The sequence below is a fragment of the Brevundimonas vesicularis genome, from assembly GCF_027886425.1.
In the GTDB taxonomy this organism is placed as follows: domain Bacteria; phylum Pseudomonadota; class Alphaproteobacteria; order Caulobacterales; family Caulobacteraceae; genus Brevundimonas; species Brevundimonas vesicularis_C.
On the sequence record NZ_CP115671.1, the window covers coordinates 2,482,088 to 2,507,749 of the forward strand.

The following is a 25,662-nucleotide window of genomic DNA, read 5'->3' on the forward strand; positions in this document are numbered from 1 at the left end:
CAACCTAGTGACTGCGGTCAGAAGGTCCAGACCTCGGCCCGTCCGCCCGCTTCGCCCAACGCCCCCGCGACCCAGCCGCAGATCTCGGTCGCGGCAGCTTCCGCGCCCGCCGGCGGATTGACCACCACCATGGCGCAGCCGTTCATCTTCATCGGATTGGTCAGCGGCCTCAGCCGCGCCTCGGCGACCAGGGTCGGGCCCGCCTTGCCCTGCAGCCGCCGGATGAAGCCGTCGAAGGTCTCCAGATCCTTCAGCGGCGTCCAGATCGCCACTGTCGCCGTTGGATCACGCCTCACCACCGAAATCACGGTCTCGGCCGAGCGGATATAGTCGTCGGGCTTTTCGAACGGCGGGTCGATCAGCACCAGCGGCCCGCGCACCTTCGCCGCCTCCGCCCCCACCGCCGCATAGCCGTCGCCCTCGCGCGCCTCGGCGTTCGCGCGCCCCGTCAGCGCCTCGGCCAGCATGGCCCGCACCGGCGGGTTCAGCTCGAACCCGACATACCGACCGCCAGGCGTCAGCGCGTCCGCGATCAGCAACGGCGACCCCGGATAGAACCGCGACCCGCCCTCAGGATTCAGCGCCGCGACCTCGGCCGCCAGCGCATCCATCAGCGGCGTCCGCCCGTCGGCGGACATCAGCCGCGCCACGCCGGCCTCGGCCTCCTTCGACCGCGCGCCATCCCCCGTCAGATCATACAGCCCCGCCCCCGCATGGGTGTCGAACACCGTCAGCGGCCCCGACGCCTGCCGCGCCTTCACCAGCCAAAGCACCAGGGCGTGCTTGACCAGGTCGGCGAAGTTTCCGGCGTGAAAGCTGTGGCGATAGTTCATGCCGCCTCGTCCCGCGCCCGGCCCGCGCGGTCAAGCGGAACTCGCGAGCCAGACACGGCGTTCGGCCTAAGTCCTTGTAAGGAAAGATGCGATGGCCGCCAAAACCACCCTCACCGACACGCAACGCAAGCCGCCTAAGGGCGTCGCGACCCAGGCCAAGCGCGGTCTCGACCTGCGCGACAAGCACGACCGGGGCGGCACGGAGGTCGGCGTGCGCCGCGCCCATCAGTTGGCGGATCAGAAGCCCGTCTCGGACAAGGACATCAAGGACATCTACAGCTATTTCGCCCGCCACACCGTGGACAAGGACGGCAAGGGCTGGGGCAGCCGCACCGATCCTTCCGCCGGCTATATCGCCTGGCTGCTGTGGGGCGGCGACCCGGCCGAGCGTTGGATCAAACGGCTGCATGAGCGCCTCGAAAAGGCGAACGGCTGATGGCCGACGGATCGCACGCCTTCGACATCGCCGCCGAAGTCCCCCAAGGCCTAAGTTATTGCAGCGACGAGTTCGCGGGCCTGACGCGCCGCCGCGCCGGCAAGGGCTGGTCGTATCGCGACGCCAAAGGCAAGACCGTTACGGACGCCAAGACCCTGGCCCGCATCCGCGCCCTGGCCATTCCGCCTGCCTGGACCGACGTCTGGATCTGTCCCAAGGCCAACGGCCATATCCAGGCGACCGGCCGGGACGTGAAGGGCCGCAAACAATACCGCTATCACAACGACTGGAGCACGGCCCGCTCCGAGAACAAGTTCGACAAGCTGCCGGCCTTCTCGCGCAACCTGCCGAAACTGCGGGAGAAGGTCGAACATGATCTGGCTCTTCGCGGCGTCTGTCGCGACAAGGTGCTGGCGACCGCCGTGCGCCTGCTGGAGATCACCCTGATCCGGGTCGGCAACTCCATCTACGCCAAACAGAACCGCAGCTACGGCCTGACGACCCTGCACAAGCGCCACATTGATGTCGACGGCGCGGCCCTGACGTTCGAGTTTCGCGGCAAGAGCGGCAAGGATCACAGCGTCAGCGTCAAGGACCGCCGCCTGGCCAAGGTCGTGCGACAGCTGGAAGGCCTGCCCGGCCAGCAACTGTTCAAATACCGCGCGGCCGACGGCGCGCTATGCCCGGTCGATTCCGATGACGTCAACGCCTACATCCGCGAAGCGATGGGCGAGCAGTTCTCGGCCAAGGACTTCCGCACCTGGGCCGGCACCGTCTCGGCGGCACGGGCGCTGCGCGACACCGAGGCCCCGACCTCCCCAACCGACGCCAAGCGCAAGATCACGGTCTGCGTCAAGGCCGTCGCCGGCCTCTTGGGCAACACCCCCACCGTCTGTCGCGCGTCCTATGTCCACCCCAAGGTCTTCGCCCTCTTCGAAAGCGGCGAAATCGGCAAGGCCTTGCCGGGCTCGGAGACCAAGGGGTTCGAGAAGGCCCTGATCAAACAGCTTTTGGCTGTCTGATCAGCGGGGCTCGTCTCTCAGGCCGCCTTGTCCCAGTCCAGCACGACCTTGCCCGACTGGCCCGATTTCATGGCTTCGAAGCCTTCGCGATAGTCGGCGTAGCCCAGGCGGTGCGTGATCAGCGGGCTGAGGTCCAGCCCGGCCTTCAGCAGGCCCAGCATCTTGCGCCAGGTGGTGAACATCTCACGGCCATAGACGCCCTTGATCGTCAGGGCCTTCAGGATGATCGCGCCCCAGTCGGTCTCCATCGGCTTGCCGGGAATGCCCAGCAGCGCCATGCCGCCGCCCATGATCAGGGTGTCGACGCACTGTTTGAAGGCGATGGGCGAGCCCGACATCTCCAGCGCCACGTCGAAGCCGACCTTCAGGCCCAGCTCCTTCATGACATCGTGGATGTCTTCCTTGGTCGTATTCACGGTGCGAACGCCCGGTGCGACCTTCTGCGCCAGCTCCAGCCGGAAGTCGTTGATGTCGGTCAGGACCACGGTGCGCGCGCCCGCGTGACGCGCAACCGCAGCCGCCATCATGCCGATCGGCCCGGCGCCGGTGACCAGCACGTCCTCGCCCAGCAGGTCGAACTGCTGCGCCGTGTGCACCGCATTACCGAACGGATCCAGGATCGAGCCGATCTCATAGGGGACGTCGTCCGGCAGTTCGATGACGTTGAAAGCCGGCGCCACCACGAACTCGGCGAAGGCGCCCTGGCGGTTCACGCCGATGCCGCGCGTCTTGGGGTCCAGGTGGAAGTGACCGGCGCGGGCGGCTTCCGAGTTCAGGTCGATGACGTGGCCCTCGGCCGAGACGCGCTGGCCGATCGTCAGCGGGCGATCGACGTCCTTGCCGATGGCGACGATCTCGCCGGCGAACTCGTGGCCGGTGATCATCGGGGTCGGGACGTTCTTCTGGGACCATTCGTCCCAGTTCCAGATGTGGATGTCGGTGCCGCAGACGGCGGTGCGATGCACCCGGATCAGCACGTCTTCCGGTCCCGCCTCGGGGATCGGCGCGTCGATCAGTTCGAGGCCGACGCCGGGCGCGGTCTTGGCCAGGGCCTTCATCGTGTCGGTCATAGTCTCAACTCCCTGAAATCGTGGCTCCGGGTTCATCCCGAAGCCTGCGACTGAGGCCCCACGCCTCCTCGCCGCTTGGTCTTCGTCGATGGCGGGCGAAAGGGGCTAAATGACGCCCAGCTCCCGGCCCGCCTGGGTGAACACTTCGACCGTCCGGTCGATCTGATCGAAGGTATGCGCCGCCGACATCTGTGTGCGGATGCGGGCCTGGCCACGCGGCACGACGGGGAACGAGAACCCGATCACATAGACGCCCAGATCCAACGCCCGCGCCGCGAAATCCTGCGCCAGTTTGGCGTCGCCCAGCATGACAGGGATGATCGGATGCTCGCCGTCCAGCAGGGTGAAGCCTGCGTCCGACATGGCTCCGCGATAGCGATGGGCGTTGGCCGACAGGCGGGTGCGCAACGCATCGCCCTCGGCGCCTTGTGCGATTCGGATCGCCTCCAGGCTGGACCCGCACACCGCCGGCGCCAGGGCGTTGGAGAACAGATAGGGCCGAGCCCGTTGTTTCAGCAGCTCGACCACCGACTTCTTCGCGCAGATGAAGCCGCCCATGGCGCCGCCCAGGGCCTTGCCGAAGGTGCCGGTGACGAAATCGACCTCGACGCCGTGATGGGCGAACGAGCCCTTGCCTTGCGGACCCAGAAAGCCCGTCGCGTGGCAGTCGTCCACCATGATCAGGGCGTCGTATTTGTCGGCCAGCGCCCGAATCTCGTCCAGCTTGGCGATATAGCCGTCCATCGAGAAGGCGCCGTCGGTGGCGATGATGATGTCACGCGCGCCCGCCGCGCGGGCCTCCTTCAGCCGGCTCTCCAGCTCGTCCATGTCGGAGTTGGCGAAGCGATAGCGTTTGGCCTTGCACAGTCGCACCCCGTCGATGATCGAGGCGTGGTTTAGGCTGTCGGAGACGATAGCGTCGTGCTCGCCCAGCAGCGGCTCGAACAGACCGCCGTTGGCGTCGAACGCGGCGGCGAACAGGATGGCGTCCTCGAAACCGAGATAGGCGGCGATGGCCGCTTCCAGCTCCTTGTGAATCTCCAGCGTGCCGCAGATGAAGCGCACGGACGCGGTGCCCGCGCCCCACTTCGCTTGCGCCGCCATTCCGGCCTGGGTCACGCGCTCGTCGCCGGCCAGGCCAAGATAGTTGTTGGCGCAGAAGTTCAGCACGTCGCGTCCGGCGACCTGGATCACCGGCCCTTGGCGCGAGGCGATGATGCGTTCGGGCTTGGTCAGGCCCTGGGCGTCGATCTCGGACAGTTCGCCGGCGACGCGGTCGTAGAAGCTCTGGGTCATGGGCCGCGACCTACGCCGATTTTCGATCGGTTTCCACCCGCTTCAGGTCGCCGGCGCCGGGTTGGCCTCGGCCCGGATCGGACTGACGCGGATGCGGCCGCCGCAGGGGCTGAACGAGAACGGCAGGCTGACGGCGGCGGTATCGCTGGGCGCCGTGACCTTTATCGTGGCCGCGTCGGGACACGTCTTTTGCATGGCTTCGTTGGGCACGACACTCCAGGCCATTTCGAAATAGGCCTTGGCGCGGGGCGCCAGCTGGACCGGCGTCGGGGCCTGGCCTTGGCGGAAATAGCTTCCTGGGCTCTGTTCGGCGCGAATGGACGACAGGGTGCGCCCGCGCGCGTCCTGCAAGGTCACTGTCGGATAGCCGGTCAGACTGCAGGCCTGGGTTCCAATATTCTGAAGACTAAAGTTGCTGACCCGATTTCCCGCACCCGCATCGCCGTCGCCTGCCGCCAGCGTCAGTTGCGGCCCCTTGCAGGGCAGCGCAGCCGGCAAGACCCCACCGGTCGCCTCGGCCGGCGTCTGACCCGGCGTCGCCAGCGGTCCGGGCGTCGCATCAACGCCGGGGATCGGCCGCGAGCAGCGCTCCAGCACCGCGACACCGGTCGTGCCGTCCGGACCCAGTCGGCTCAGCGTGCCGCTCTCCTGCCCATCGCGCGTCGCCGTCCACCATTCCACCCCGCCGCCGACATAGCGCGCGCCGCTGGCGGCCTGAACCGAACGCAAGGCATAGGTCTGGTTCTGATGGGTCAGCCTGGCGTTGTCGCTGTCGACATACTGGACCTGAAGCGTCGCGCCGCTTTCGCAGGCATAGCCGACCGACGGCGCATCGGATGCAGGGGCGGCCGACGGTTCGACCGGGGGGGCGGGCTGTTCCGGCTCTGTGCGAGAGCAGGCTGCGGCGCCTGTCAGGGCGGCGATGGCGACGAATGCGGTCAGGCGGTGCGACATCATGTCATGTCCTCTGGTTTCGCCTTCAACGGCCCAACCTGACCAAAGGCTCCGCTTAATGCCCCGCTTTTGGCGTCTCCATCAGTTCGATCAGCACGCCGCCCATGTCACGCGGATGCAGGAAGACGACCGGCGTCCCGTGCGCCCCGATGCGCGGCTCGCCGGTGCCCAGGATCGTCACCTCCTTGGCCCGCATCTCGGCGACGGCGGCGTGGATGTCGGCGACCTCGAAACAGACGTGATGCTGGCCGCCCTTGGGGTTTTTGGCCAGGAAGCCGACGATGGGGCTGGTGTCGTCATAGGGTTCGATCAGCTCGATCTGAGCCGTCGGCGTATCGACGAAACAGACCTTCACCCCCTGCGCCGGCAGGTCGAACGGCTCGCCGATCTTCGTCGCGCCCAGGATATCACGATACAGTTTGATCGAGTCGGCGATGGATGGCGTGGCGACGCCGACATGGTTCAGGGCGCCGATCATGACTTGTCCTTGTCGGGGGCGGGCTGGGCGTAACCCAGACGCTGGTTCAGCTTCTCGATCAGATCGACCGCCGTATCAGCAATGGCCGATCCGGGTGGATAGACGGCGGCCGCGCCCATATCGAGCAGAGGCTGCACGTCGGACGGCGGAATTACGCCCCCAACCACGATCATGATGTCGGGCCGGCCCAGCTTCTCCAGCTCGGCCTTCAGCTCGGGCACCAGCGTCAGGTGCCCGGCCGCCAGCGATGATGCGCCGACTGCGTGCACGCCCTTTTCTACTGCTTCCTGAGCCGCCTCGGAGGGCGTCTGGAACAGGCTGCCCGCCGTGACGTCGAAGCCCAGATCGCCGTATCCGGTCGCGACGACCTTCTGGCCCCGGTCGTGCCCGTCCTGGCCCAGTTTGGCGATCAGAATGCGCGGCGGGCCGCCGTCGTTCTCGACGAAGGTCGCGACCATCTCGCGGGCGCGGGCGAAGCGGGCGTCGGTCCCCGCCTCCTTGGCGTATACGCCCGACACGGTCTGGACCGTCGCGATGTGGCGGCCGAAGGCGGCCTCCAGCGCGTCGGAGATTTCGCCCACGGTCGCCTTGGCGCGGGCGGCCTGAACCGCCAGCTCCAGCAGGTTTGCGTTCCCGCGCGCCCCCTCGGTCAGGGCGTTCAGCGCCGCATTGGTCGCCGCCTGATCTCGCTCGGCGCGCAGGCGCTTCAGCTTGTCGATCTGGGCGGCCAGCACCGCCGCATTGTCGACCTTCAGCATCGGAATGTCGTCGACGACGGGGTTCAGATATTTGTTCACCCCGACCACCGTCTGCTGGCCAGTGTCGATCCGGGCCTGGGTCTTGGCGGCGGACTCCTCGATCCGCAGCTTGGGAATGCCGGCTTCGATCGCCTTGGCCATGCCGCCCAACGCCTCGACCTCGGCCATATGGGCGCGCGCCCGTTTGGCCAGCTCGTGGGTCAGCCGCTCGACATAGAAGCTGCCGCCCCAAGGGTCGATGACCCGCGTCAGCCCCGTCTCCTGCTGCAGCAGGATCTGGGTGTTGCGCGCGATCCGGGCCGAGAAATCGGTTGGAAGCGCAAGGGCCTCGTCCAAGGCGTTGGTGTGCAGGCTCTGCGTCTGGCCGCCCGCCGCCGCCATGGCCTCGACCATGGTGCGCGGCACATTGTTGAACACGTCCTGCGCCGCCAGCGACCAGCCCGAGGTCTGGCAGTGAGCGCGTAGGCTCAGCGACTTGGGATCGACCCCGCCCTCTTTCCTGACCGCCTCGGCCCACAGCAGGCGGCCGGCGCGCATCTTGGCCACCTCCATGAAGTAGTTCATGCCGATAGCCCAGAAGAAGCTCAGGCGCGGCGCGAACCGGTCGATTGGCATGCCCGCCGCGACGCCAGCGCGCAGATACTCGATCCCGTCCGCCAGGGTGTAGGCCAGCTCGATATCCGCCGAGGCTCCCGCCTCCTGCATGTGATAGCCGCTGATCGAGATCGAGTTGAACTTCGGCGTCTCCTGCGCCGTCCAGGCGAAGATGTCCGCGATGATCCGCATCGAGGGCTCGGGCGGATAGATGTAGGTGTTGCGGACCATGAACTCCTTCAGAATGTCGTTCTGAATGGTTCCGGTCAGCTTGGCGTGCGGCACGCCCTGTTCTTCCGCCGCGACGACATAGAGGGCCAGGATCGGCAGCACCGCCCCGTTCATCGTCATGGACACCGACATCTGATCCAGCGGGATCCCGTCGAACAGGGTTCGCATGTCATAGATGCTGTCGATGGCCACGCCCGCCATGCCGACGTCGCCCTTCACCCGCGGGTGGTCGCTGTCATAGCCCCGGTGCGTCGCCAGATCGAAGGCGATGCTCAGCCCCTTCTGACCGGCCGCCAGGTTACGGCGATAGAAGGCGTTCGACTCCTCGGCGGTCGAGAAACCGGCGTACTGGCGGATGGTCCAGGGATTGCCCGCATACATGGTCGGATAGGGACCACGCACGAACGGCGCGAACCCCGGCAGGCCGTGCGGGTGATCCAGCGCGTCCGTGCTGTCGGGACCATAGGCGGTATCGACCGTCAGCCCCTCGGGGGTCAACCAAGGATCGCGCATCGGCCCCCGCCCCGTCGCATCGAGCTTCAGGGCGATCTTGCTGAAATCGGGGAAACTCATTGAGCCGTCTCCTCGAAGGCCGCAGCAAACCGGAGCGGCGTCAGGGGTTCGCACACTCGTTCGACCGCCACGGCCGCCTCATCGCCCGCCTCGACCGGCGCCGGCCGCACGTCCGCATCGACATATTTGGTCACGCCGATGATCTGCGCCGCGCCGTTCGTCAGCGCGGCCTCGCGGACCGCGCGGGCGCGGGCGATGCGGGGCTGGATGACCGAGCCCTTGAGCGCGTCGACCAGACCGCCTTCGGCCTCGATCATCTGGAACTCGGCCCAGCCGGCCTCTGTCAGGTCCCGCGTCCGGGCGTCCAGATACCAGGAGCCGGCGGCCGGATCGTCGACCCGGCCCAAATTGGCCTCCTCCATCAACACCAGTTGGGTGTTCCGCGCCTGTCGCCGCGCAAAGGCGTCTGACGTTCCGGAGGCGCGGGTGAAGCCATCCAGCACCACCACGTCCGCCCCGCCGACCGCGCCGGCGAAGCCCGCCGCCGTCAGCCGCAGCAGATTGGGCCAGGGATCGCGCGCCGACAGCATCCGCCGCGACGAGCGCGCCTCGATCACAGCCGGAACGTCCACGTCGAACGCCTTCGTCAGGCTGGCCCAGATCAGCCGCATGGCCCTAACCTTGGCCAGGCTGTCGAAATATTCCGCATCGACCGACAGGCCGACGACCGTGCCGCGCAAAGCCGCCTCGACCGACATCCCGGCCTCGACCGCCGCCTTCGCATGGGCCACGACGCTGGACGCCGCAAAGGCCAGCTCCTGCGCCGCCGATCCGCCCGCCTCGTGCGCGACCCGGCCGCTGGCCAGGAAGAAGGTCGCGTCGGGATAGGCGCCCGCATGACGCGCCGCCGTATTGGCCGCCAGGCTCAGATGCTCTTCCACAGAACGCTGCGCCCCGCCCGCCTCGGCGAAGGCCGAGACCGGGTCCATATGAAACCGCAGTTGGGCGCGCGGCGAGCCCTTGGCGACGACCGCCAGGGCGTTTGCCGCATCCGGCCCGTCGATCCCGGCATCCAGCGCGACGGGCGCCAGCTCCAACGCCACGCCTTCCAGCGCCCGGCCCAAGGGCGCGGAATCCGACAGCACCCGCCCCTTCAGCACCACCGAGGCCGCGCCGTTCTCCAGATCGGTCAGGACGGCGGCGTTGACCGCCTCGGCATCGTCGCCTTCCACCAGCGTCCGCAGATCCCAGGCCCGGCCTTCGGAGTCGGATGGACGCGGGGCGAAGATCGGCTGCACGCCCGTCGCGCCCGCATACAGCGGCCGCGTCACCAGTTGATCGGCGTCGAGATGCATCAGCGACTCGATCGGCTGATCCTTCAGCGCCTTCTGGGCCGCCTCGCGCCATTCCAGCGGCGTGGGCGCGGGAAAGCCCGTCATCATCCGAACTCCACCAGCACGTCGTCCGCCGCCACCGGATCGCCTTCCTTGGCGCCGACGGCCTTCACCACCCCGTCGCGCTCGGCCTTCAGGATGTTCTGCATCTTCATGGCCTCGATGATGGCTACCGTTTCTCCGGTCTTGACCTCTTGGCCAACGACAACCGGGATCGACACCACCAGCCCCGGCATCGGCGACAGCACCATCTTGGAGGTGTCCGCCGCGACCTTCTCCGGCAGGCGCGCATACAGTTCGGCGACGTGGGGCCGCAGCACCCGCACCCGCGCCCTGGCCGCACGATGGCGGATGTCGAAGCCGTCGGCGACGCGCTTGACCTCGGCGGTGAAGGGCTCGCCGTCCAGCTCGGCCTTGAACTGGGCCAGGCCGGGCCGCCAGTCGATGTCCGACAGGCGGATGTCGCCCCCGCCCGTCAGGGTCAGGATCATCTCCTCGTCCTCGTCATAGGACAGTCCGACGCCGTGCGGCGTCTTGTCGATCATCACGATCCAGTCGGTGCGGTCCGACGGATCGCCGTCCTGTTCGGCGATGACCTCGTGCATGGCCAGGGCCGAGGCGATCAGGATGCGCTCCTGGTCCTGCGTCGGTTTCAGGCCGTGGAAGCCGTCCGGGAACTCATCCTTGATGTAGCTGGTCGACAGATTGCCCGACTTGAACCGGTCCTGGTCCATCACCGCCGCCAGGAAGGGCACATTGTGGCCCAGGCCCGACAGGTGGGTGTCTTCCAGTGCGCGGGCCATGCCCGTCACCGCATCTTCGCGCGTCTCGCCCCAGGCGCACAGTTTGGCGATCATGGGATCGTAGAACATGCTGATCTCGTCGCCCTCGCGGACGCCGGAATCGTTCCTGACCGTATAATCCCCCTGATCGCCTTCTTCGGGTTGCTCGTAGCGAACCAGCCGGCCGATGGACGGCAGGAAGCCACGATAGGGATCCTCGGCGTAGATGCGGCTCTCGATGGCCCAGCCGTCGATCTTCAGGTCCTTCTGTTCGAAAGCCAGCGTCTCGCCCCAGGCCGAACGGATCATCTGTTCGACCAGATCGACGCCGGTGATCAGCTCCGTCACCGGATGCTCGACCTGCAGACGGGTGTTCATCTCCAGGAAGTAGAAGCTCTTGTCCTGACCGGCGACAAACTCGACCGTGCCGGCCGAGTCATAGTTCACCGCCTGGGCCAGGGCGACGGCCTGCGCCCCCATGGCCGCTCGGGTGGCCTCGTCCAGCAGGGGCGACGGCGCCTCCTCGATGACCTTCTGGTTGCGGCGCTGGATCGAGCATTCGCGCTCGAACAGGTGGACGACGTGGCCGTGCTTGTCGCCCAGCACCTGGATCTCGATGTGGCGCGGATCGACGATGAACTTTTCGAGGAAGACCCGGTCGTCGCCGAAGGCGTTCAGCGCCTCGGCCTTCACAGCGGCGAAGCCCTCGGCCATGTCGGCGTCCGAATGGGCCACGCGGATGCCCTTGCCGCCGCCGCCCGCCGAGGCCTTGATCATAACCGGATAGCCGATCTCACGCGCGATCTTGACCGCCTCGTCCGGTGTCTCGATCAGGTCCATATGGCCCGGCACGGTCGATACCCCCGCCTCGGCCGCCAGCTTCTTGGAGCTGATCTTGTCGCCCATGGCCTCGATGGCCTCGGGGTTCGGGCCGATGAAGGCGATCCCCTCGTCTCTCAGCCGCCGCGCGAATCCGGCGTTCTCGCTCAGGAAGCCAAAGCCCGGATGCACCGCCTGCGCGCCCGTCTGGCGCACAGCCTCGACGATCTTGTCGGCCAGCAGATAGGACTGCGCCGCCGGCGCCGGCCCGATCAGCACCGCCTCGTCGGCCATCTCGACCGCCAGCGACCCGGCGTCGGCCTCCGAATAGACCTGCACGGTCTTGATGCCCATCTTGCGGCAGGTCTTGATGATCCGAACCGCGATCTCGCCCCGGTTGGCGATGAGGATTTTGGAGAACATGGCCAGACCTACTGCACTTGATTCAATCGAGAAGCGATTTCGCGCGAAATAATACCTTGAATTACCTCATTTGCCCTTTGCACCAACACACGGCGACGGAGCCACTCACTCCCCCTACGCTCAGCCAGCTTGGCAAATACTTCATCAGCAAAACTACTTGATATTACTGAAACGTCCGCAAACGAGACAATTACTCCACCACCATCGTCTGCCGCTGCCAAATTTTCGATCAGCGTACGGAAGCGCTCCCCACCCAAGCGCGTTGAAGTATCCCCAACGTGGTCACGGACGTATACAGTATAATGATCGTCGTCGTGATCAAATGTCTTATCTAAGTAATCGAAATATATTTTATGAGCTTTGCCCTCAAATACCAGCGCGTTCCTTAGAATATTTGGATCATCCAAACCTACAGACCAATGCACCAGAGATCCCGAAAATGGTATTTTTTCTGCTGAAGAAGATACGGCATCAGATTTTCGATTGTAGAATAGCCGGGCATATCCACTATCTATCAAAAAGTGTCCCTTTGACTTCATCGCGATTTGCGACGTGCCAAAAAGTCCATTTCCTTTATTGTATCCCTTGTTACTCGTCACACCCTCTTTAATCGCCTGACTCAGGGCTTGTGGAGCGTTATGGATGTCGATCCGCTTCATGGACTCTGGAATACCCTTTCCGGAATCTGATACTACAAAATCCACTACTCTTTTCTTCTTGAAAATAGTTGCCTCTACGTATGCTCCGTTGCGAGAATCCCCATGATTGAAGACGTTGTCGACGACTTCGTTTAATGACCACTCCAGAGCTTGAAGTTGGGGCCGTTCAATTCCCGGAACTGCTGCTAGGATTGTTCCAAGAACTTGATCCACAGCCAAGTGGACTTGGGACGAAGACGTCACATGTATGAGAGACGTGCTCCCAGATATCGACTTCGGTATAGCATCAAATGGCTGCCGAAGGATGTGAAACTCCCAGCAATTCTTTTTAAAAATGGATGCGAGCTTTTTATCTTCCGGGGAAGAGAAACCGTAATCTATTTCCGGTGAAAGCTGCGATATGATTCCAATCATTGCGCTGGGGGCAGCTTTTATAGTTTTCGAGAAATCTAGGATAATGGGTTCGTTACCGGCTTTCTCAAGCTTATGCATCCCAGCCAGACAGAACTTGTAAGACTTCAGATCAAGCTCCGGCGGAAATGAAATTCGTCGAACGGTCGAATTATTCATAGCGGAATATTATCGTGCTTCTTCCAGGGGTTCTCCTGGACCTTGTTCTTCAGCGTCCGCAGCGCCTTCACCAGACGCCGCCGCGTCCCGTGCGGCATGATGACGTCGTCGATATAGCCCAGGCCCGCCGCCACGAACGGATTGGCGAACCGGTCCTTGTATTCGGCCTCGCGCGCGGCCAGAGCCTCGGGATCGCCGGCCTCCTTGCGGAAGATGATCTCGACCGCCCCCTTGGCGCCCATGACCGCGATCTCGGCGGTGGGCCAGGCGTAGTTGACGTCGCCGCGCAGATGTTTGGAGCTCATCACGTCATAGGCGCCGCCATAGGCCTTGCGTGTGATCAAGGTCAGTTTCGGCACCGTCGCCTCGGCATAGGCGAACAGCAGCTTGGCCCCGTGTTTGATCAGGGCGCCGTATTCCTGCTTGGTCCCCGGCATGAAGCCCGGCACGTCCACCAGCGTCACCAGCGGAATGTCGAAGGCGTCGCAGAAGCGCACGAACCGCGCGGCCTTGCGGCTTGAATCGATGTCCAGCACGCCCGCCAGCACCTGGGGCTGGTTGGCGACGATCCCGACCGTCTGGCCGTCCAGCCGGCCAAAGCCGCAGATGATGTTCCTGGCGAAGTCGGCGCCGATCTCGAAGAAGTCGGCCTCGTCGACCACCTTCAGGATCAGCTCCTTCATGTCATAGGGCTGGTTCGGATTGGCCGGGATCAGGGTGTCCAGCGAGGCCTCGTCCCGCTCCGGTTCGTCATAGCTTTCGCGCACCGGCGGCTTTTCGCGGTTCGACAGCGGCAGGAAGCCGATCAGGCGGCGCACCTCCGACAGGGCCTCCAGATCGTTCTCGAACGCGCCGTCCGCCACGCCCGACTTGCCGGCATGGACGCGGGCGCCGCCCAGGTCCTCGTGGCTGACCACCTCATTGGTGACCGTCTTCACCACATCGGGGCCGGTCACGTACATGTAGGACGTATCCTTCACCATGAAGATGAAGTCGGTGATGGCCGGTGAATAGACGTCCCCGCCCGCGCACGGCCCCATGATCACGCTGATCTGCGGAATGACGCCGCTGGCGAGGGTGTTCTGCAGGAAGATGTCGGCGTAGCCCGCCAGACTTTCCACGCCTTCCTGAATCCGCGCCCCGCCCGCGTCGAACAGGCCGATGATCGGCGCGCCGGTGGTCAGGGCCATCTTCTGCAGCTTGACGATCTTGGCCGCATGGGCGCCCGACAGGCTGCCGCCGAAGACGGTGAAGTCCTTGGAGAAGACATAGACCAGCCGTCCGCCGATCGTGCCGCGACCCGTCACCACGCCGTCGCCGGGGATGCGCTGGTCCTGCATGCCGAAGTCGTGGCTGCGGTGCTCGACGAACATGTCGGTCTCCTCGAAGGAGCCTTCGTCCAGCAGCACGTCGATGCGTTCGCGCGCCGTCAGCTTGCCCTTGGCGTGCTGGGCGGCGATACGCTTTTCTCCACCGCCGAGTTTGGCGGCGGCGCGACGGCGCTCCAGTTCTTCAAGGATGGCTTGAGTCATGATGGATCTTCGCCTCTCGTTCAAAGAACGCGTGGCGCCTTCATCGCAAAATGGCAAACGCAACTTTGCAAAAAGTGTGGAACTGCGCGGGCTTGCAAAGGATGGTGATATGATCTGCAAAGTTGCGAATGGCTGAGAAGCTTTTCCTGGGCGCCAAACTGCGCAAGCTTCGCGAGGCGCGCGGCTGGACGCTGGAGGCCTGCGCCGAGCGGCTGGGCCTGTCGCCGTCCTATCTGTCGCAGATCGAGACCAACCAGCGGCCGGCGACGGCCCGCGTGCTGATCGCCCTGACCCGCGCCTTTCATGTGGACGCCAGTCTGTTCGATCTGGAGGGCGATGCCCGCCTGATCGCCGATTTGCGCGAGGCGACCACCGACATTGCGGGTCAGGCCGAACCGCCCACGGCCGCCGAGCTGAAACAGGCTGTCGTCAACACCCCGCGTCTGGCCCGTCAGTTCCTGGCCCTGCACCAGACCTTCCGTCGTCTGGACGAACGGGTGAAGGCGCTGGACGACACCCTGGGCCGGGACGAACACGGCGCCAGTGTCGCCTTGCTGCCCTACGAAGAGGTGCGCGACTTCTTCCATTATCGCGACAACTATATCGACACGCTGGACACCGCGGCCGAGGCGCTGGCGGCGACCTTGGTTCAGGACGGCCAGATTGAGCCGGCGCTGGAGTCTGCGCTGAGCCAGGCGCACGGCGTTCGCGTCGCCTATGTCGCCGGTCAGGAGGCCCTGCGTCGCTACGACCCCGCCAGCCGCGTCCTGACGCTGGACGCTTGGCAGCCCGGCGCGACGCGGTCGTTCCAGCTGGCGCACCAGTTGGCCCTGCTGTCCTTCCGTGACCTGATCGAGGCTGAGTTGGATCAGGCCGCTTTCCGCACGGACGCCGCACGCGACGTGGCCCGCGTCGGTCTGGCCAACTACGCCGCCGGCGCCCTGCTGCTGCCCTACCGCGCCTTCCTGGGGGCCGCGCGCGAGGAAAAGCACGACATCGACCGGCTGCGCACCCGTTTCCAGGTCAGTTTCGAACAGGTCTGTCACCGCCTCTCGACCCTGCAACGGCCCGGCTGGCGCGGCGTGCCCTTCTATTTCGCTCGCGTGGATATGGCCGGCAACATCACCAAGCGCCACAGCGCCACCCGCTTCCAGTTCGCCCGCTTTGGCGGCGCCTGCCCGCTGTGGAACGTCCACGAAGCCTTCGCGGCGCCCGACCGGATCGGGGTGCAGTTGGCCGAGATGCCGGACGGCTCGCGCTACATCTCCATCGCGCGCAGCGTGTCCAAGCCCAGCGGCTCCTATCTGGCCAACGACCGCCGCTACGCCCTGTCCCTGGGCTGCGAGGTCGAACATGCGGGCGCCCTGGTCTATGCCGCCGGCCTCGATCTGAACGGCCCGGCCGCGCGGATCGGCGTCAGCTGCCGCATCTGCGAGCGCACCGACTGCACCCAGCGCGCCTTCCCGCCCCTGGACCGCGCCCTGCACGTCCCCGAGAACGAGCGCGGCGTGGTGCCCTATGTGCTGGATGGACCGCGCCCCGACCGCTATTGATCGGGGCATGACCTCCAACACACCCATCGGCGTCGCCGTCGTCGGCTACGGCCTGGCGGGCCAGACCTTCCACGCCCCCCTGATCGCCACGACCCCCGGCCTGCGCCTGACCGCCGTCGTCTCGTCCCGGCCTGAAGCGATCCACGCCGACCTGCCCGACGTCGAGGTCCTCCCCGACCTGAACGCCGCCCTCGCCCGCGACGACATCGGCCTGATCATCGTCGCTACCCCCGACACCCTGCACGCCGAACAGTCGATCGCCGCGCTGAGGGCCGGCAAGTCGGTAGTGGTGGACAAGCCCTTCGCCGCCACTCTGGCTGACGCCGAAGCAGTCGCCTCCTTTGCAGCGTCATCGCCCGGCGTTTTCAGCGTCTTTCAGAACCGCCGCTGGGACGCCGACTTCCTGACGCTGCGTCGCCTGATTGACCAGCGCGAACTGGGCGACGTCGCCGTGTTCGAAAGCCATTACGACCGCTTCCGCCCCACCGTCACCGACCGCTGGAAGGACCAGCGCGACGGCGGCGTCTGGGCCGACCTGGGCCCGCATCTGATCGACCAGGCGGTCCGGCTGTTCGGCCCGCCGCTGGCCATCTATGCCGACCTCCAGGCCCAGCGTGTCGGCGCCACGGCCATCGACTACGCCCACGTCCTGCTGCGCTATGACCGGCTGCGGGTAATCCTGAACATGAGCCACCTCGCCGCCGAGGCCCGCCTCCGCTACGCCGTCCACGGCACGGGCGGCAGCTTCATCAAACACGGCCTCGACGCCCAGGAGAGCCAGTCCAAGGCCGGCCTGCGTCCCGGCGACGCGGACTGGGGCGTCGATCCTTCGCCCGGTGTGCTGACGAAACAGATAGGCGGCGACACCGTCCGCACCACGCCGACGCCCGAACGCGGCGACTATCCCGCCTTCTACGCCGCTATGCGCGAGGCGATCCTTGGCAAGGGCCCGCCGCCCGTACCGGCCGACCAGGCCCTGACCGTCATGCGCATCCTCGACGCCGGTCTGCGCAGCGCGGCGGAGCGGCGCGAGATCGCTCTCTAGCTCTTCTTACGGCCCTTCGACGTCGCTGCCGGAGCGTGGGCCAGGCGCAGCAGATTGGCCGCGCCCGGCGCCCCAAACGGCGTGCCCGCCAGGATCAGGATGCGCTGGCCCGGCTCGGCCAGACCATATTTCACCGCGCTGTTGACGGCGTCGTCCGTCACGGCCTCCAAGGAGTCCGGCTGCTCGCCCAGACGCGGTTCTAGCCCCCAGACCAGGGCCAGCCGCCGCGCGGTGTTGGGATTGGGCGTCAGCACGAGGATCGGCTTCAGCGGCCGCTCGCGCGCCATCCGCCGCGCCGTGCCGCCCAGGGTCGTGAACACCACCAGACAGCCGGTCGAAGGCGCATTCGCCGCCATCCGCGCCGCGCCGACCAGGGCATCCACGTCATGCTCGTCCATGCCGGCGTGTTCGGCGCCCATCAGGCTGGGCCACATCGGATCGCGTTCGACGCGCTCTATGATCCGGCTCATGATGCCGACGGATTCTAGCGGATAGTCGCCCGACGCGGTCTCGGCCGACAGCATCAGGGCGTCCGCGCCTTCATAGACCGCATTGGCCACATCGGTCGCCTCGGCGCGGGTCGGGGCCGGGGCGCTGGTCATAGATTCCAGCATCTGGGTGGCGACGATCACAGGCACGCCGCGATTGCGGGCCGCGCGCACGATCTGCTTTTGCGCCACCGGCACGTCCTCGGGATCCAGCTCGACGCCCAGATCGCCGCGCGCCACCATCACCCCGTCGCAATAGTCGAGGATGGCTTCGAGATCGGCCAGGGCCGCCGGCTTCTCGATCTTGGCGAGGCAGGCCGCCTGACCATTCACGATCCGCTTCAGCTCGGCCATGTCCTCGGGCTTCTGCACGAAGCTGAGCGCAACCCAGTCCACGCCCATACGCAGGGCGAAGGCCAGGTCTTCACGATCTTTCGGCGTCAGGGCCGAGACCGGGATCACCGCCTCCGGCACCGCCACGCCCTTGCGGTCCGACAGCTTCGAGCCGCTCTCGACCGTGACATCGGCCCACTCATCGGTCCGCTCGCCCACACGCAGACGCACCCGTCCGTCGTCCAGCAGCAGCAGCATGCCCTTGCGCAGCGCCTTGAAAATTTCGGGATGCGGCATCTGCACCCGCGTCTCGTCGCCGGGCGTCGGGTCCAGATCGAAACGCATGGTGTGGCCCGGCTTGACCGAGATCTCGACGTCCTTGAATCGGCCCAGACGCAGCTTCGGCCCTTGAAGGTCGGCCAGCACGCCCAGCGGACGCTGCAGGGCCATTTCGGCGCCGCGCACCGCCTTCAACGCGGCGGCGTGATCTTCATGCGACCCGTGGCTGAAGTTCAGGCGAAAGACGTCCACACCCGCCTGGGCCAGCGCCTTGACGGTGCTGGGCGCACGGCTGGCGGGTCCCAGGGTGGCGACGATGCGCGCGCGACGGGCTCGGTTCATGACGTTTCCTGTTGGCTCTCTCGGACGGCAAAACGGAGCCGCCTGGGCGATTTCGCCCTCTTCTGCCAACGAAACCCGCGCTGCGTAAGGCCGCCTTCCCCTCAGGAAACACGAGTTGACGGCCGGAAACAGGAGTTTATCTGGCCGCCGCCCCGCAGCTTGCCACGGCAAACCCGTTCAGATCGATGCAGCGGCCCTCGACCTGGGGCGCGGGGACGCCGATAACATGGGCGAGGGTCGGGGCGATATCGACGGTCCGGATCGGCAGGATCCGCTCCTCGGCCTTGGCGCCCGGCCACCAGAAGATGATCGGCACGCGCCGGTCATATTCCCACGGCGTTCCGTGTCCGGCCAGGGTCGAGCCGACGCGGCCGCCCGAGGTGGTGTTCTGGGTCCAGGCGAACTGGATGTCGGGCGATCGCTCGGCGACGGTCGACAACCGCATCCGCTCGCGCACCGTCATCATCTCGGGCTGACGGCTGTCCGGCAGAGGCTCAGCCAGCAGCCGGTCGCGCGTCTCGGCGAAAGCCACGTCCGGCAGGGCGCGCAGCATCTCGACCGCCGCTTCCGCCACCTGTGTCCGCAACGGATCGGGCAGCGACCTGTGATCCGCATCGGCGACCATCCAGCCGCTCCCGCCGGACTGCAGCGGATCGGCGCCCAGGTTGAAGCGCGCCTTCAGCGCGGCGTTGACGCCCTTGATCGCATCGGTGTCGGCGCGGTGCGCCTGCGGATAGCCATGCTCGTGCAGCCGCTCGACGAAGTCCGAACCGCCGTGATCAGCCGTCAGAACCACCAGCGCCCCGCCCGGAACCTGGGCCAACTTGTCCAGGAAGACGCCCAGCGCCGCATCCAGCCGGTGCATCTGCTCGCACATCTCGGGCCCCTGGGTGCCGTACATATGGCCGATCCGGTCGGTGGCCGACAGGCTGACGCCCAGCATGTCGGTCGCGGTCCCCTGCCCCAGCTTCTGGCTGTCCAGCAGATATTCCGCCGCTTTCAGCGTCTGCTCGTCCAGCAGCGGCGAGGTGTCGAACTTCAGCCCCGCCGGCGGCAGCACCGAATGGAAGGTCTGGCCGCGAATGGTCCAGTCGCCCGCCAGCGCCCGGCAGTCCGCGTTCTGATAGTCCCAGGCTGTCGGCGTCGCCGCCGTCCAGGCGTTGAAGTCACGGTTGAACGCCGCAACCGGCGCCAGCTTTGTCTCGGCCGTCTGACCGGGCTCGACATAGGTCGTCAATCCAAACCCGTCAGTGAACCAGAAGGCCTGCCCCTGATGACCAGCCAGATTGATCGCCCCGCGATCCTTGCCCGACACCGCCATGACCTTGCTGTCCGGGCTGACGGCCTTCAGCCAGTCGCCCAGCGTCGTCGCGCGCAGCTGATCCGGTCCCACTGGCCCGTTATCGGTGTCGTCGCGCCCGTGCGCCAGATGGTTCTGCGGCGCGGCCAGGCAATAGACCTCCTTGCCGGTCTTGCCGTCGATCCAATCGTTGGCGGGAATGCCGGTCTCGGCCGGGTGCATGCCGGTCAGAACCGTGGAGTGGCCGGGGCAGGTCTCGGTCAGACCGTGGGTCTGATAGCCGTTGATCGACACCAGTCCCTGGTCGGCCAACCGGCGCAGGCCGCCGCTGTAGCGGCTGCGATACTGGTTGAAGAGGTTGGCGCTGAACTGATCGACCACGATGGTCACGATCAGTTTGGGCGGCGTAATGGCCGCGAGCGACGACTGCGGCGCAGCGGCCTGAACCGCCGGCTGGGCGACCGGCGCGCCCGCACAGGCGGCGCCAGCGATCGACAAGACGGCCAGACACGCGGCGGCGACGTGACGCGACAGGGACATGAACAACTCCAACAACAGCCGTGCGGCCTCTAGCTGTTGCGGATGGCGCCCGCGTGACAGCCCGGCTCGCTCCTAGTGCGATTCCTTGGACCGCAGGCGCGCGACCTCATGCAGGACCAGCACCACCACCCCGCCGACGATCAGCCCGATCACGGCCGAGGCCACCGCCGTCGTCAGCCAGCTCATCACGCCGGCCAACGGCCCGAACAGTTCGCCGACGGCATGCGACAGATGCTCGACCGGTACCGCCGGCCAGTGCAGCCCCAGCGTATGGGAGCCATGCAACAGAATGCCGCCGCCGACCCACAGCATGGCCGCCGTGCCGATCGCCGACAGGGCGCTCATCACCATCGGCATGCCCTTGACCAGACCCCGTCCCAGGGCACGCACCCCGCCGTTGGGCCGCTGGGCCAGATGCAGGCCGATGTCGTCCATCTTCACGATCAGGCCCACTGCGCCATAGACGACGACGGTCATGGCGATGCCGACCACAGCCAGCACAGCGGCCTGGGTCAGGATCGGCTGCGCCGCCACATCGGCCAAGGCGATGGCCATGATCTCGGCCGACAGGATCAGGTCAGTGCGCACCGCACCCGACACCGTCGTCTTCTCCAGCGCCACTGCGTCGCGCGCGAGCGGCGCGGCATCCTCATGCCCGCCATGCCCCATCGCCTCCAGAAGCTTTTCCGCCCCCTCGAAACACAGATAGGTCCCGCCGCACATCAGGATCGGGGTGATGGCCCAGGGCGCGAAGGCGCTGAGCACCAGGGCCACCGGCAAGATAAAGATCAGCTTGTTGCGAAACGACCCGAGCGCGATCTTGCTGATGATCGGCAGCTCGCGGCTGGGCGACAGGCCCATGACATAGCGCGGCGTCACCGCCGCATCGTCCACCACCACGCCGGCGGCCTTGGTCGAGGCCTTGCCCGCAGCAGCCCCCACGTCATCAAGCGACGCGGCCGCCAGCTTTGCGATGCCGGCGACGTCGTCCAGCAGCGCGATCAGTCCAGACGGCATAGTCAGTCTTCCCGGCTGGGCGGCACATTGACGCCCTGCGATTTCAGATAGGATTTGATGTTGCGCGCGGCTTGGCGGATGCGCTGCTCGTTCTCGACCATGGCGATGCGCACGAAGCCCTCGCCGTTCTCGCCATAGCCCACGCCCGCCGCCACCGCGACCTTGGCGTGGGTCAGCAACTGCTTGGAAAACTCCAGACTGCCCAGATGCTTCAGCGCCGGCGGCAAGGGCGCCCAGGCGAACATGGACGCGGCCGGCTTGGGAATGTCCCAGCCCGCGCGCCCGAAACTCTCGATCAGCACGTCGCGCCGGCGATGATAGAGTTGGCGGTTCTGCTCGACGATGTCCTGCGGCCCGTTCAGCGCCGCGCACGCCGCCGCCTGGATCGGCGTGAAGGCGCCGTAGTCGAGATAGGATTTCACCCGCGTCATCGCCGCGATCAGCGTCTTGTTGCCGACCGCAAACCCCATGCGCCAGCCGGCCATGCTGTAGGTCTTGGACAGAGACGTAAACTCGATCGCCACGTCCTTTGCCCCCGGCACCTGCAGGATCGAGACCGTCGGCTTGCCGTCGTAATAGAGCTCCGAATAGGCCAGGTCGCTGATGATCCACAGGTCGTTCGCCTTGGCGAAGTCCACGACGCGTTCGTAGAAGGCCAGATCGACCGTCTCCGCCGTCGGGTTCGACGGATAGTTCATCACCAGGACCTTTGGCCGCGGCACGGTGAAGGCCATGGCCCGCTCCAGCGCCTCGAAATACTTCTCGTCCGGCGTGGTCGGCACGCTGCGGATCGCAGCCCCGGCGATGATGAAGCCGAAGGTATGGATCGGATACGACGGATTGGGCGCCAGGATCACGTCGCCCGGCTCGGTGATGGCGGTGGCCAGACTGGCCAAGCCCTCCTTGGAGCCCATAGTGACGATCACCTCGGTCTCGGGATCCACATCGACGCCGAAGCGACGACCGTAATAGTTGGCCTGGGCGCGGCGCAGCCCTGGGATGCCCTTGGACTGCGAATAGCCGTGGGCGTCGGGCTTCCTGGCCACCTCGATCAGCTTGTCGATCACATGCTGGGGCGGCGGCAGGTCGGGGTTGCCCATCCCAAGATCGATCACGTCCTCGCCCGCCGCACGGGCAGCCGCGCGCATCGCATTGGTCTCGGCGATGACATAGGGCGGCAACCGCTTCATGCGGTAGAATTCTTCGGACATGACAGGCTCGTCGTTGGGATCAGCGGCCGTGGATCGACCGCCTTTAGCGCTTAGCGCGCCAGCGGCCTCGCGCAACAGCATTGAAGGTCATTTTCACCCGTCAGGCGGACGAAATCTGTGCGTCGCGCAAAAACCTGGTCGAGTGGCTGGCTTTTAGCGCCCTCAATAGCTCAACCTTAGACCGACGCTGACGGTTCGCGGCGGGCCGTATCCGGCGACGCCCGTGCCGGTTTCCGACACCTCGACATCCTCGTCGAACAGATTGTCCGCCGCCATCCAGAGGGTCGCGTTTGGCGTGAAGGCCCACTCCCCTCGCGCATCCAGCGTCACGGCGGCGTTCAGCACCCGGCTGTTCAGGTCGTCGTCGAACCGGCTCGATTCGTAACGTGCCGCCAGGGCCAGGGTCAGTCGATCGGTCGCGCGCCAATCCAGCCCGGCCGTCGCGCTCCATTCCGGCGCCTGGGCGGGACGCAAGCCGGTCAGCTGCGCGGCGGACGATCCGCCGTCAATCTCGGCATCGGTCCAGGACGCAGCGGCGTTCATCGACACGGCTGACGACAGGTCCAGCGCCCCCGTCAGTTCCACGCCCCAGGCGTCGATGGTCCCGGCGTTCTGGCGCTGGCGCAGCACCCCGCCCGCCGGCACGAACCCCGCGCGCGGGAAGGTCGCCGGCCCGGACCCGAGCGTCACATTGACGATGGCGTCCTCGATCTGGTTCCAGAACACCGACGCGCCCCAACGTATGCCGTCGCGCTCGAAGGCCAAGCCTGTTTCCACGCCCTTCAACGTTTCCGGCGTCAGGGCGGCGTTGGCCTCGGTGATGTCGTTGCCGACGCGGAATGGCCTATGCAGTTCGTTCAACGTGGCGGGCCTGAACCCGGAATAGGCCGCCGCCCGCGCCGCATAGCCGCCGCCCAGATCACGCCGCACGGCCAGACGCGCACTGACCACCTCGCCCGACCGATCCGGATCTTGCTCGTCCAACAGAACAGTCCCGGTCGCCAGGGTTTTCTCGTTGCGGAAGCCGCCCGTATTCTCCCATCGATCCACCCGCAGTCCGCCGGCCACCAGCCATTCGGCCGCGGTCCAGGACGCATCGACATAGGCGCCGGCCACAGCCGTCTCCCCGCCCGCACGCCGAATACGGGTGAAACCCGCGCCCGTTGGATTACTGAAGAGTTCGTTGGTCTCGCCGTCGTTGAAGCGCGCATCGGCGCCCACCTCCCACTCTAGCCGTCCGCCCGCGAAATCGGTCATGCGGCGGCGCAGCGCCGCATTCAGTCCCCATCCCGTCGCGGGCGTCTTGAACTGATCGTTGGCCGGCGTCGTGGTCGATCGATCGGCCGACACCGAGGCCGAACTGTTGGCCAGATTGCTGTCGATCCGCCACGCCTGTAGCCGCCAGCCATAGCCGTCGGCCGTCGGCGTCTGCGCCGCCGTGGCGCTCAGGCTGTGCCCGCTGGCGTTGGCGCGCGTTCCGGCCAGGCCGGATCCGCGATCCTCTTCCCAGGTCGCCGCCCGCACCGACAGGTTCGCCTGTCCAAGCGCCGTATCGACCCGTAGGGCCGCGCTGCGACTGTCGAGGTCCAGCGGCGTGTCCGCCGCTCCCGCCGCCGATCCTCGCACGGGCACATAGCCGTCGCTGACTTCGCGCAAGCCGCTCAACGTCACCGCCAGAGGTCCCAGTCGCGTGGAGGCGGACCCCGCCGCCCGCAAGCCGCCGCGCTCGGACGCGGACACATCCACTGCACCGCCTTTCCCGCGCTCACGCAAGGTGATCGTGCCCGTCAGCGCGCCGGCGCCATAGGGGCCCGAACCCGCGCCCCGGATCACATCCAGGCTTTCCAGCGATTCCGGCGTCGCCTGGGACCAGATCACCCAGCCCCCGAACGGATCGTTCAGCGGCACGCCATCCAGCAGCACCAGCGTCCGACCTGCCCCGGACGGCGCAATGGCCCTCAACGAAATCCCTTGCGTCGTCGGGTTGGCCGCCGCGCTGCTGGTGCGTCGAAACAGCGACACCGCCGGCACGGACCGTAGCGCCTCGTCCAGACGCGACGACCGAGACAAGACCGCCTCATCGATCCGCACCACAGAAAACGCAGCATCAGCCGCCGCCGGCGGCAGACGCGCGGCGGTGACGACGATCTCGGGCAAGGCGGTGGGCGTGACGGGGGGAGGAGCGTCCTGGATCATGCGCCGTCAGTAGGCGGTCGTTTCGCCACATCAAAGCCCGGCGATCCGAAACGCCCGGAAAAGCGCGAGACAGATCGCCGCCCCCTCGATAACAACCGTATCGAACAGTCCAAGGGGAAGCACGTGGGTCTGGGAACGCTCGTCAGGGGTCTGATCTTCGGTAAGGACGCCGACCGCAGGCGACGGTCCGCCAAGGCGGCGCGAATCCGCGCCCTGCCCGACCGACAGGTGATGGCCGACAGCTATGTCCCAGCGTTGGCGGCCGACGGCGGGCGCATCCTGTGGGTCGGTTGCCGCGAGTATACTCTGGACGACTACGCCTTGCTGGAGGCGCAGGGCGGCGAGGTCTGGACCACCGACATCGATCCGGCGGCCGCACGCTGGGGCCGCGAAGGTCGCCACCGCGCCGGGGACATATGCGAGGCGGATCGGCTGTTCTCGGACCTGACCTTCGACGCCGTCGTCTGCAACGGCGTGCTGGGTTATGGCGTCGACAGTCCCGACCAGCAGCAGCAGGCCTTGAAGGCTCTGGCGGCCATCCTACGCCCGGGCGGTCGCCTTCTGCTGGGCTGGAACACCGACAAGATCGCCGATCCCGTTGCCGCAGGATTGATTGATCTCTACTTCCAGGCTGCCCCCTTGGGCGACCAGCCGACGCGCGTGCGGTTCGACGCGGTCACCCACGTTTACGACAGCTTTATCCGAAGAGGCTGAAGCCTAGCCCTGAAGCCGGGTCAGCGACGCCGCCGGCCCCAACAGAGGACGCCTCCGCAGCGTCGGCTTCGGCGTGACAAACGCCTTGTCGACCAAGGCCTCGCGCAACGCATCCAGCTCGGCTGCGCGCGCGGCCGGCGAATGCACCCGCTCGACATAGGCCTGCCCGCCACGCGCCAGAGCCAGACGTTCATCGGGATTTTCGACCAGACGCATCATGGCGCTTGTCAGAGAGCCGGTGTCTTTCGCATCATCGGCATAACGCCTAGGTGGGCGTCGC

The 25,662-nt window shown here is 66.5% G+C and carries 22 protein-coding genes; 6 read left to right on the forward strand and 16 right to left on the reverse strand.

Annotated features, from left to right (window positions below; genetic code table 11):
- Positions 1-17: 17 nt before the first annotated feature.
- A complete protein-coding gene (gene rlmJ, locus PFY01_RS12730) occupies positions 18-833 on the reverse strand; it encodes a 23S rRNA (adenine(2030)-N(6))-methyltransferase RlmJ (RefSeq protein WP_271041554.1) in 816 nt (271 codons plus the stop codon).
- A 91-nt stretch (positions 834-924) separates the two neighbouring features.
- Here rlmJ and PFY01_RS12735 point away from each other — a divergent pair, with 91 nt between their 5' ends.
- Together PFY01_RS12735 and PFY01_RS12740 are read left to right on the forward strand one after the other, a co-directional pair.
- Positions 925-1,269 (forward strand): hypothetical protein, encoded by a 345-nt coding sequence (locus tag PFY01_RS12735; RefSeq protein WP_271041555.1) that lies wholly within the window; start codon positions 925-927, stop codon positions 1,267-1,269.
- Positions 1,269-2,291, forward strand: coding sequence for a DNA topoisomerase IB (locus PFY01_RS12740; RefSeq protein ID WP_066626269.1), 1,023 nt, complete (start codon positions 1,269-1,271; stop codon positions 2,289-2,291). Before PFY01_RS12735 ends, PFY01_RS12740 begins: the two co-directional genes overlap by 1 nt.
- A gap of 17 nt (positions 2,292-2,308) precedes the next feature.
- Here the strand turns inward: PFY01_RS12740 and tdh are convergent, their stop codons facing one another.
- From tdh to PFY01_RS12785, 9 genes are all read right to left on the reverse strand, one after another.
- Positions 2,309-3,349 (reverse strand): L-threonine 3-dehydrogenase, encoded by a 1,041-nt coding sequence (gene tdh / locus PFY01_RS12745; RefSeq protein ID WP_205678604.1) that lies wholly within the window; start codon positions 3,347-3,349, stop codon positions 2,309-2,311.
- Positions 3,350-3,466: 117 nt separating this feature from the next.
- Entirely contained in the window at positions 3,467-4,657 is a 1,191-nt protein-coding gene (locus PFY01_RS12750) for a glycine C-acetyltransferase (RefSeq protein ID WP_271041556.1), read from the reverse strand.
- A gap of 42 nt (positions 4,658-4,699) precedes the next feature.
- The gene (locus tag PFY01_RS12755; RefSeq protein WP_271041557.1) at positions 4,700-5,614 is read right to left on the reverse strand and encodes a DUF4232 domain-containing protein; all 915 of its coding nucleotides are present in this window, start codon (positions 5,612-5,614) and stop codon (positions 4,700-4,702) included.
- Between the two features lie 52 nt (positions 5,615-5,666).
- The gene (gene mce, locus PFY01_RS12760; protein ID WP_271041558.1) at positions 5,667-6,089 is read right to left on the reverse strand and encodes a methylmalonyl-CoA epimerase; all 423 of its coding nucleotides are present in this window, start codon (positions 6,087-6,089) and stop codon (positions 5,667-5,669) included.
- On the reverse strand, positions 6,086-8,245 hold the full coding sequence (scpA, locus tag PFY01_RS12765) for a methylmalonyl-CoA mutase (RefSeq protein ID WP_271041559.1): 2,160 nt from the start codon (positions 8,243-8,245) through the stop codon (positions 6,086-6,088). The genes mce and scpA overlap by 4 nt, the downstream gene beginning before the upstream one ends.
- Positions 8,242-9,624, reverse strand: coding sequence for a methylmalonyl-CoA mutase family protein (locus tag PFY01_RS12770; RefSeq protein WP_271041560.1), 1,383 nt, complete (start codon positions 9,622-9,624; stop codon positions 8,242-8,244). Before PFY01_RS12770 ends, scpA begins: the two co-directional genes overlap by 4 nt.
- Complete coding sequence (locus PFY01_RS12775; RefSeq protein WP_271041561.1) at positions 9,624-11,603, reverse strand: acetyl-CoA carboxylase biotin carboxylase subunit; 1,980 nt, start codon at positions 11,601-11,603, stop codon at positions 9,624-9,626. Before PFY01_RS12775 ends, PFY01_RS12770 begins: the two co-directional genes overlap by 1 nt.
- A gap of 8 nt (positions 11,604-11,611) precedes the next feature.
- Positions 11,612-12,832: an STAS-like domain-containing protein gene (locus tag PFY01_RS12780; protein WP_271041562.1), complete on the reverse strand. Its 1,221-nt coding sequence runs from the start codon at positions 12,830-12,832 to the stop codon at positions 11,612-11,614.
- Positions 12,829-14,364 (reverse strand): acyl-CoA carboxylase subunit beta, encoded by a 1,536-nt coding sequence (locus tag PFY01_RS12785; protein WP_271041563.1) that lies wholly within the window; start codon positions 14,362-14,364, stop codon positions 12,829-12,831. Before PFY01_RS12785 ends, PFY01_RS12780 begins: the two co-directional genes overlap by 4 nt.
- On the opposite strand from PFY01_RS12785, the gene PFY01_RS12790 reads away from it, so the two are divergent.
- Genes PFY01_RS12790 through PFY01_RS12800 form a run of 3 tightly spaced genes read left to right on the forward strand, consistent with a single transcriptional unit; the run spans position 14,363 to position 16,962 of the window.
- Positions 14,363-14,500: a hypothetical protein gene (locus PFY01_RS12790; protein WP_153923009.1), complete on the forward strand. Its 138-nt coding sequence runs from the start codon at positions 14,363-14,365 to the stop codon at positions 14,498-14,500. The genes PFY01_RS12785 and PFY01_RS12790 overlap by 2 nt on opposite strands.
- Positions 14,493-15,917: a helix-turn-helix domain-containing protein gene (locus PFY01_RS12795; protein WP_271041564.1), complete on the forward strand. Its 1,425-nt coding sequence runs from the start codon at positions 14,493-14,495 to the stop codon at positions 15,915-15,917. The genes PFY01_RS12790 and PFY01_RS12795 overlap by 8 nt, the downstream gene beginning before the upstream one ends.
- A gap of 7 nt (positions 15,918-15,924) precedes the next feature.
- Positions 15,925-16,962, forward strand: a complete 1,038-nt coding sequence (locus PFY01_RS12800) for an oxidoreductase (RefSeq protein WP_271041565.1) — start codon at positions 15,925-15,927, stop codon at positions 16,960-16,962.
- On the opposite strand, the gene pyk is transcribed toward PFY01_RS12800, so the two are convergent.
- From pyk to PFY01_RS12825, 5 genes are all read right to left on the reverse strand, one after another.
- Positions 16,959-18,404, reverse strand: coding sequence for a pyruvate kinase (gene pyk, locus PFY01_RS12805; RefSeq protein ID WP_055753148.1), 1,446 nt, complete (start codon positions 18,402-18,404; stop codon positions 16,959-16,961). The two genes, PFY01_RS12800 and pyk, sit on opposite strands and share 4 nt — an antisense overlap.
- A 136-nt stretch (positions 18,405-18,540) precedes the next feature.
- Positions 18,541-20,244: an alkaline phosphatase family protein gene (locus tag PFY01_RS12810; RefSeq protein WP_271041566.1), complete on the reverse strand. Its 1,704-nt coding sequence runs from the start codon at positions 20,242-20,244 to the stop codon at positions 18,541-18,543.
- Positions 20,245-20,316: 72 nt separating this feature from the next.
- Complete coding sequence (locus PFY01_RS12815) at positions 20,317-21,261, reverse strand: DUF808 domain-containing protein (RefSeq protein ID WP_271041567.1); 945 nt, start codon at positions 21,259-21,261, stop codon at positions 20,317-20,319.
- 2 nt (positions 21,262-21,263) lie between these two features.
- Positions 21,264-22,472, reverse strand: coding sequence for an LL-diaminopimelate aminotransferase (locus tag PFY01_RS12820; RefSeq protein WP_271041568.1), 1,209 nt, complete (start codon positions 22,470-22,472; stop codon positions 21,264-21,266).
- A gap of 162 nt (positions 22,473-22,634) precedes the next feature.
- Positions 22,635-24,668 (reverse strand): TonB-dependent receptor, encoded by a 2,034-nt coding sequence (locus PFY01_RS12825; RefSeq protein WP_271041569.1) that lies wholly within the window; start codon positions 24,666-24,668, stop codon positions 22,635-22,637.
- A gap of 123 nt (positions 24,669-24,791) precedes the next feature.
- Between PFY01_RS12825 and PFY01_RS12830 the strand changes: the two genes are divergently transcribed.
- Positions 24,792-25,382, forward strand: a complete 591-nt coding sequence (locus tag PFY01_RS12830; RefSeq protein WP_271041570.1) for a class I SAM-dependent methyltransferase — start codon at positions 24,792-24,794, stop codon at positions 25,380-25,382.
- A gap of 3 nt (positions 25,383-25,385) precedes the next feature.
- Here PFY01_RS12830 and PFY01_RS12835 read toward each other — a convergent pair whose 3' ends face one another.
- The gene (locus tag PFY01_RS12835; protein ID WP_271041571.1) at positions 25,386-25,601 is read right to left on the reverse strand and encodes a hypothetical protein; all 216 of its coding nucleotides are present in this window, start codon (positions 25,599-25,601) and stop codon (positions 25,386-25,388) included.
- Between the last annotated feature and the right edge of the window lie 61 nt (positions 25,602-25,662).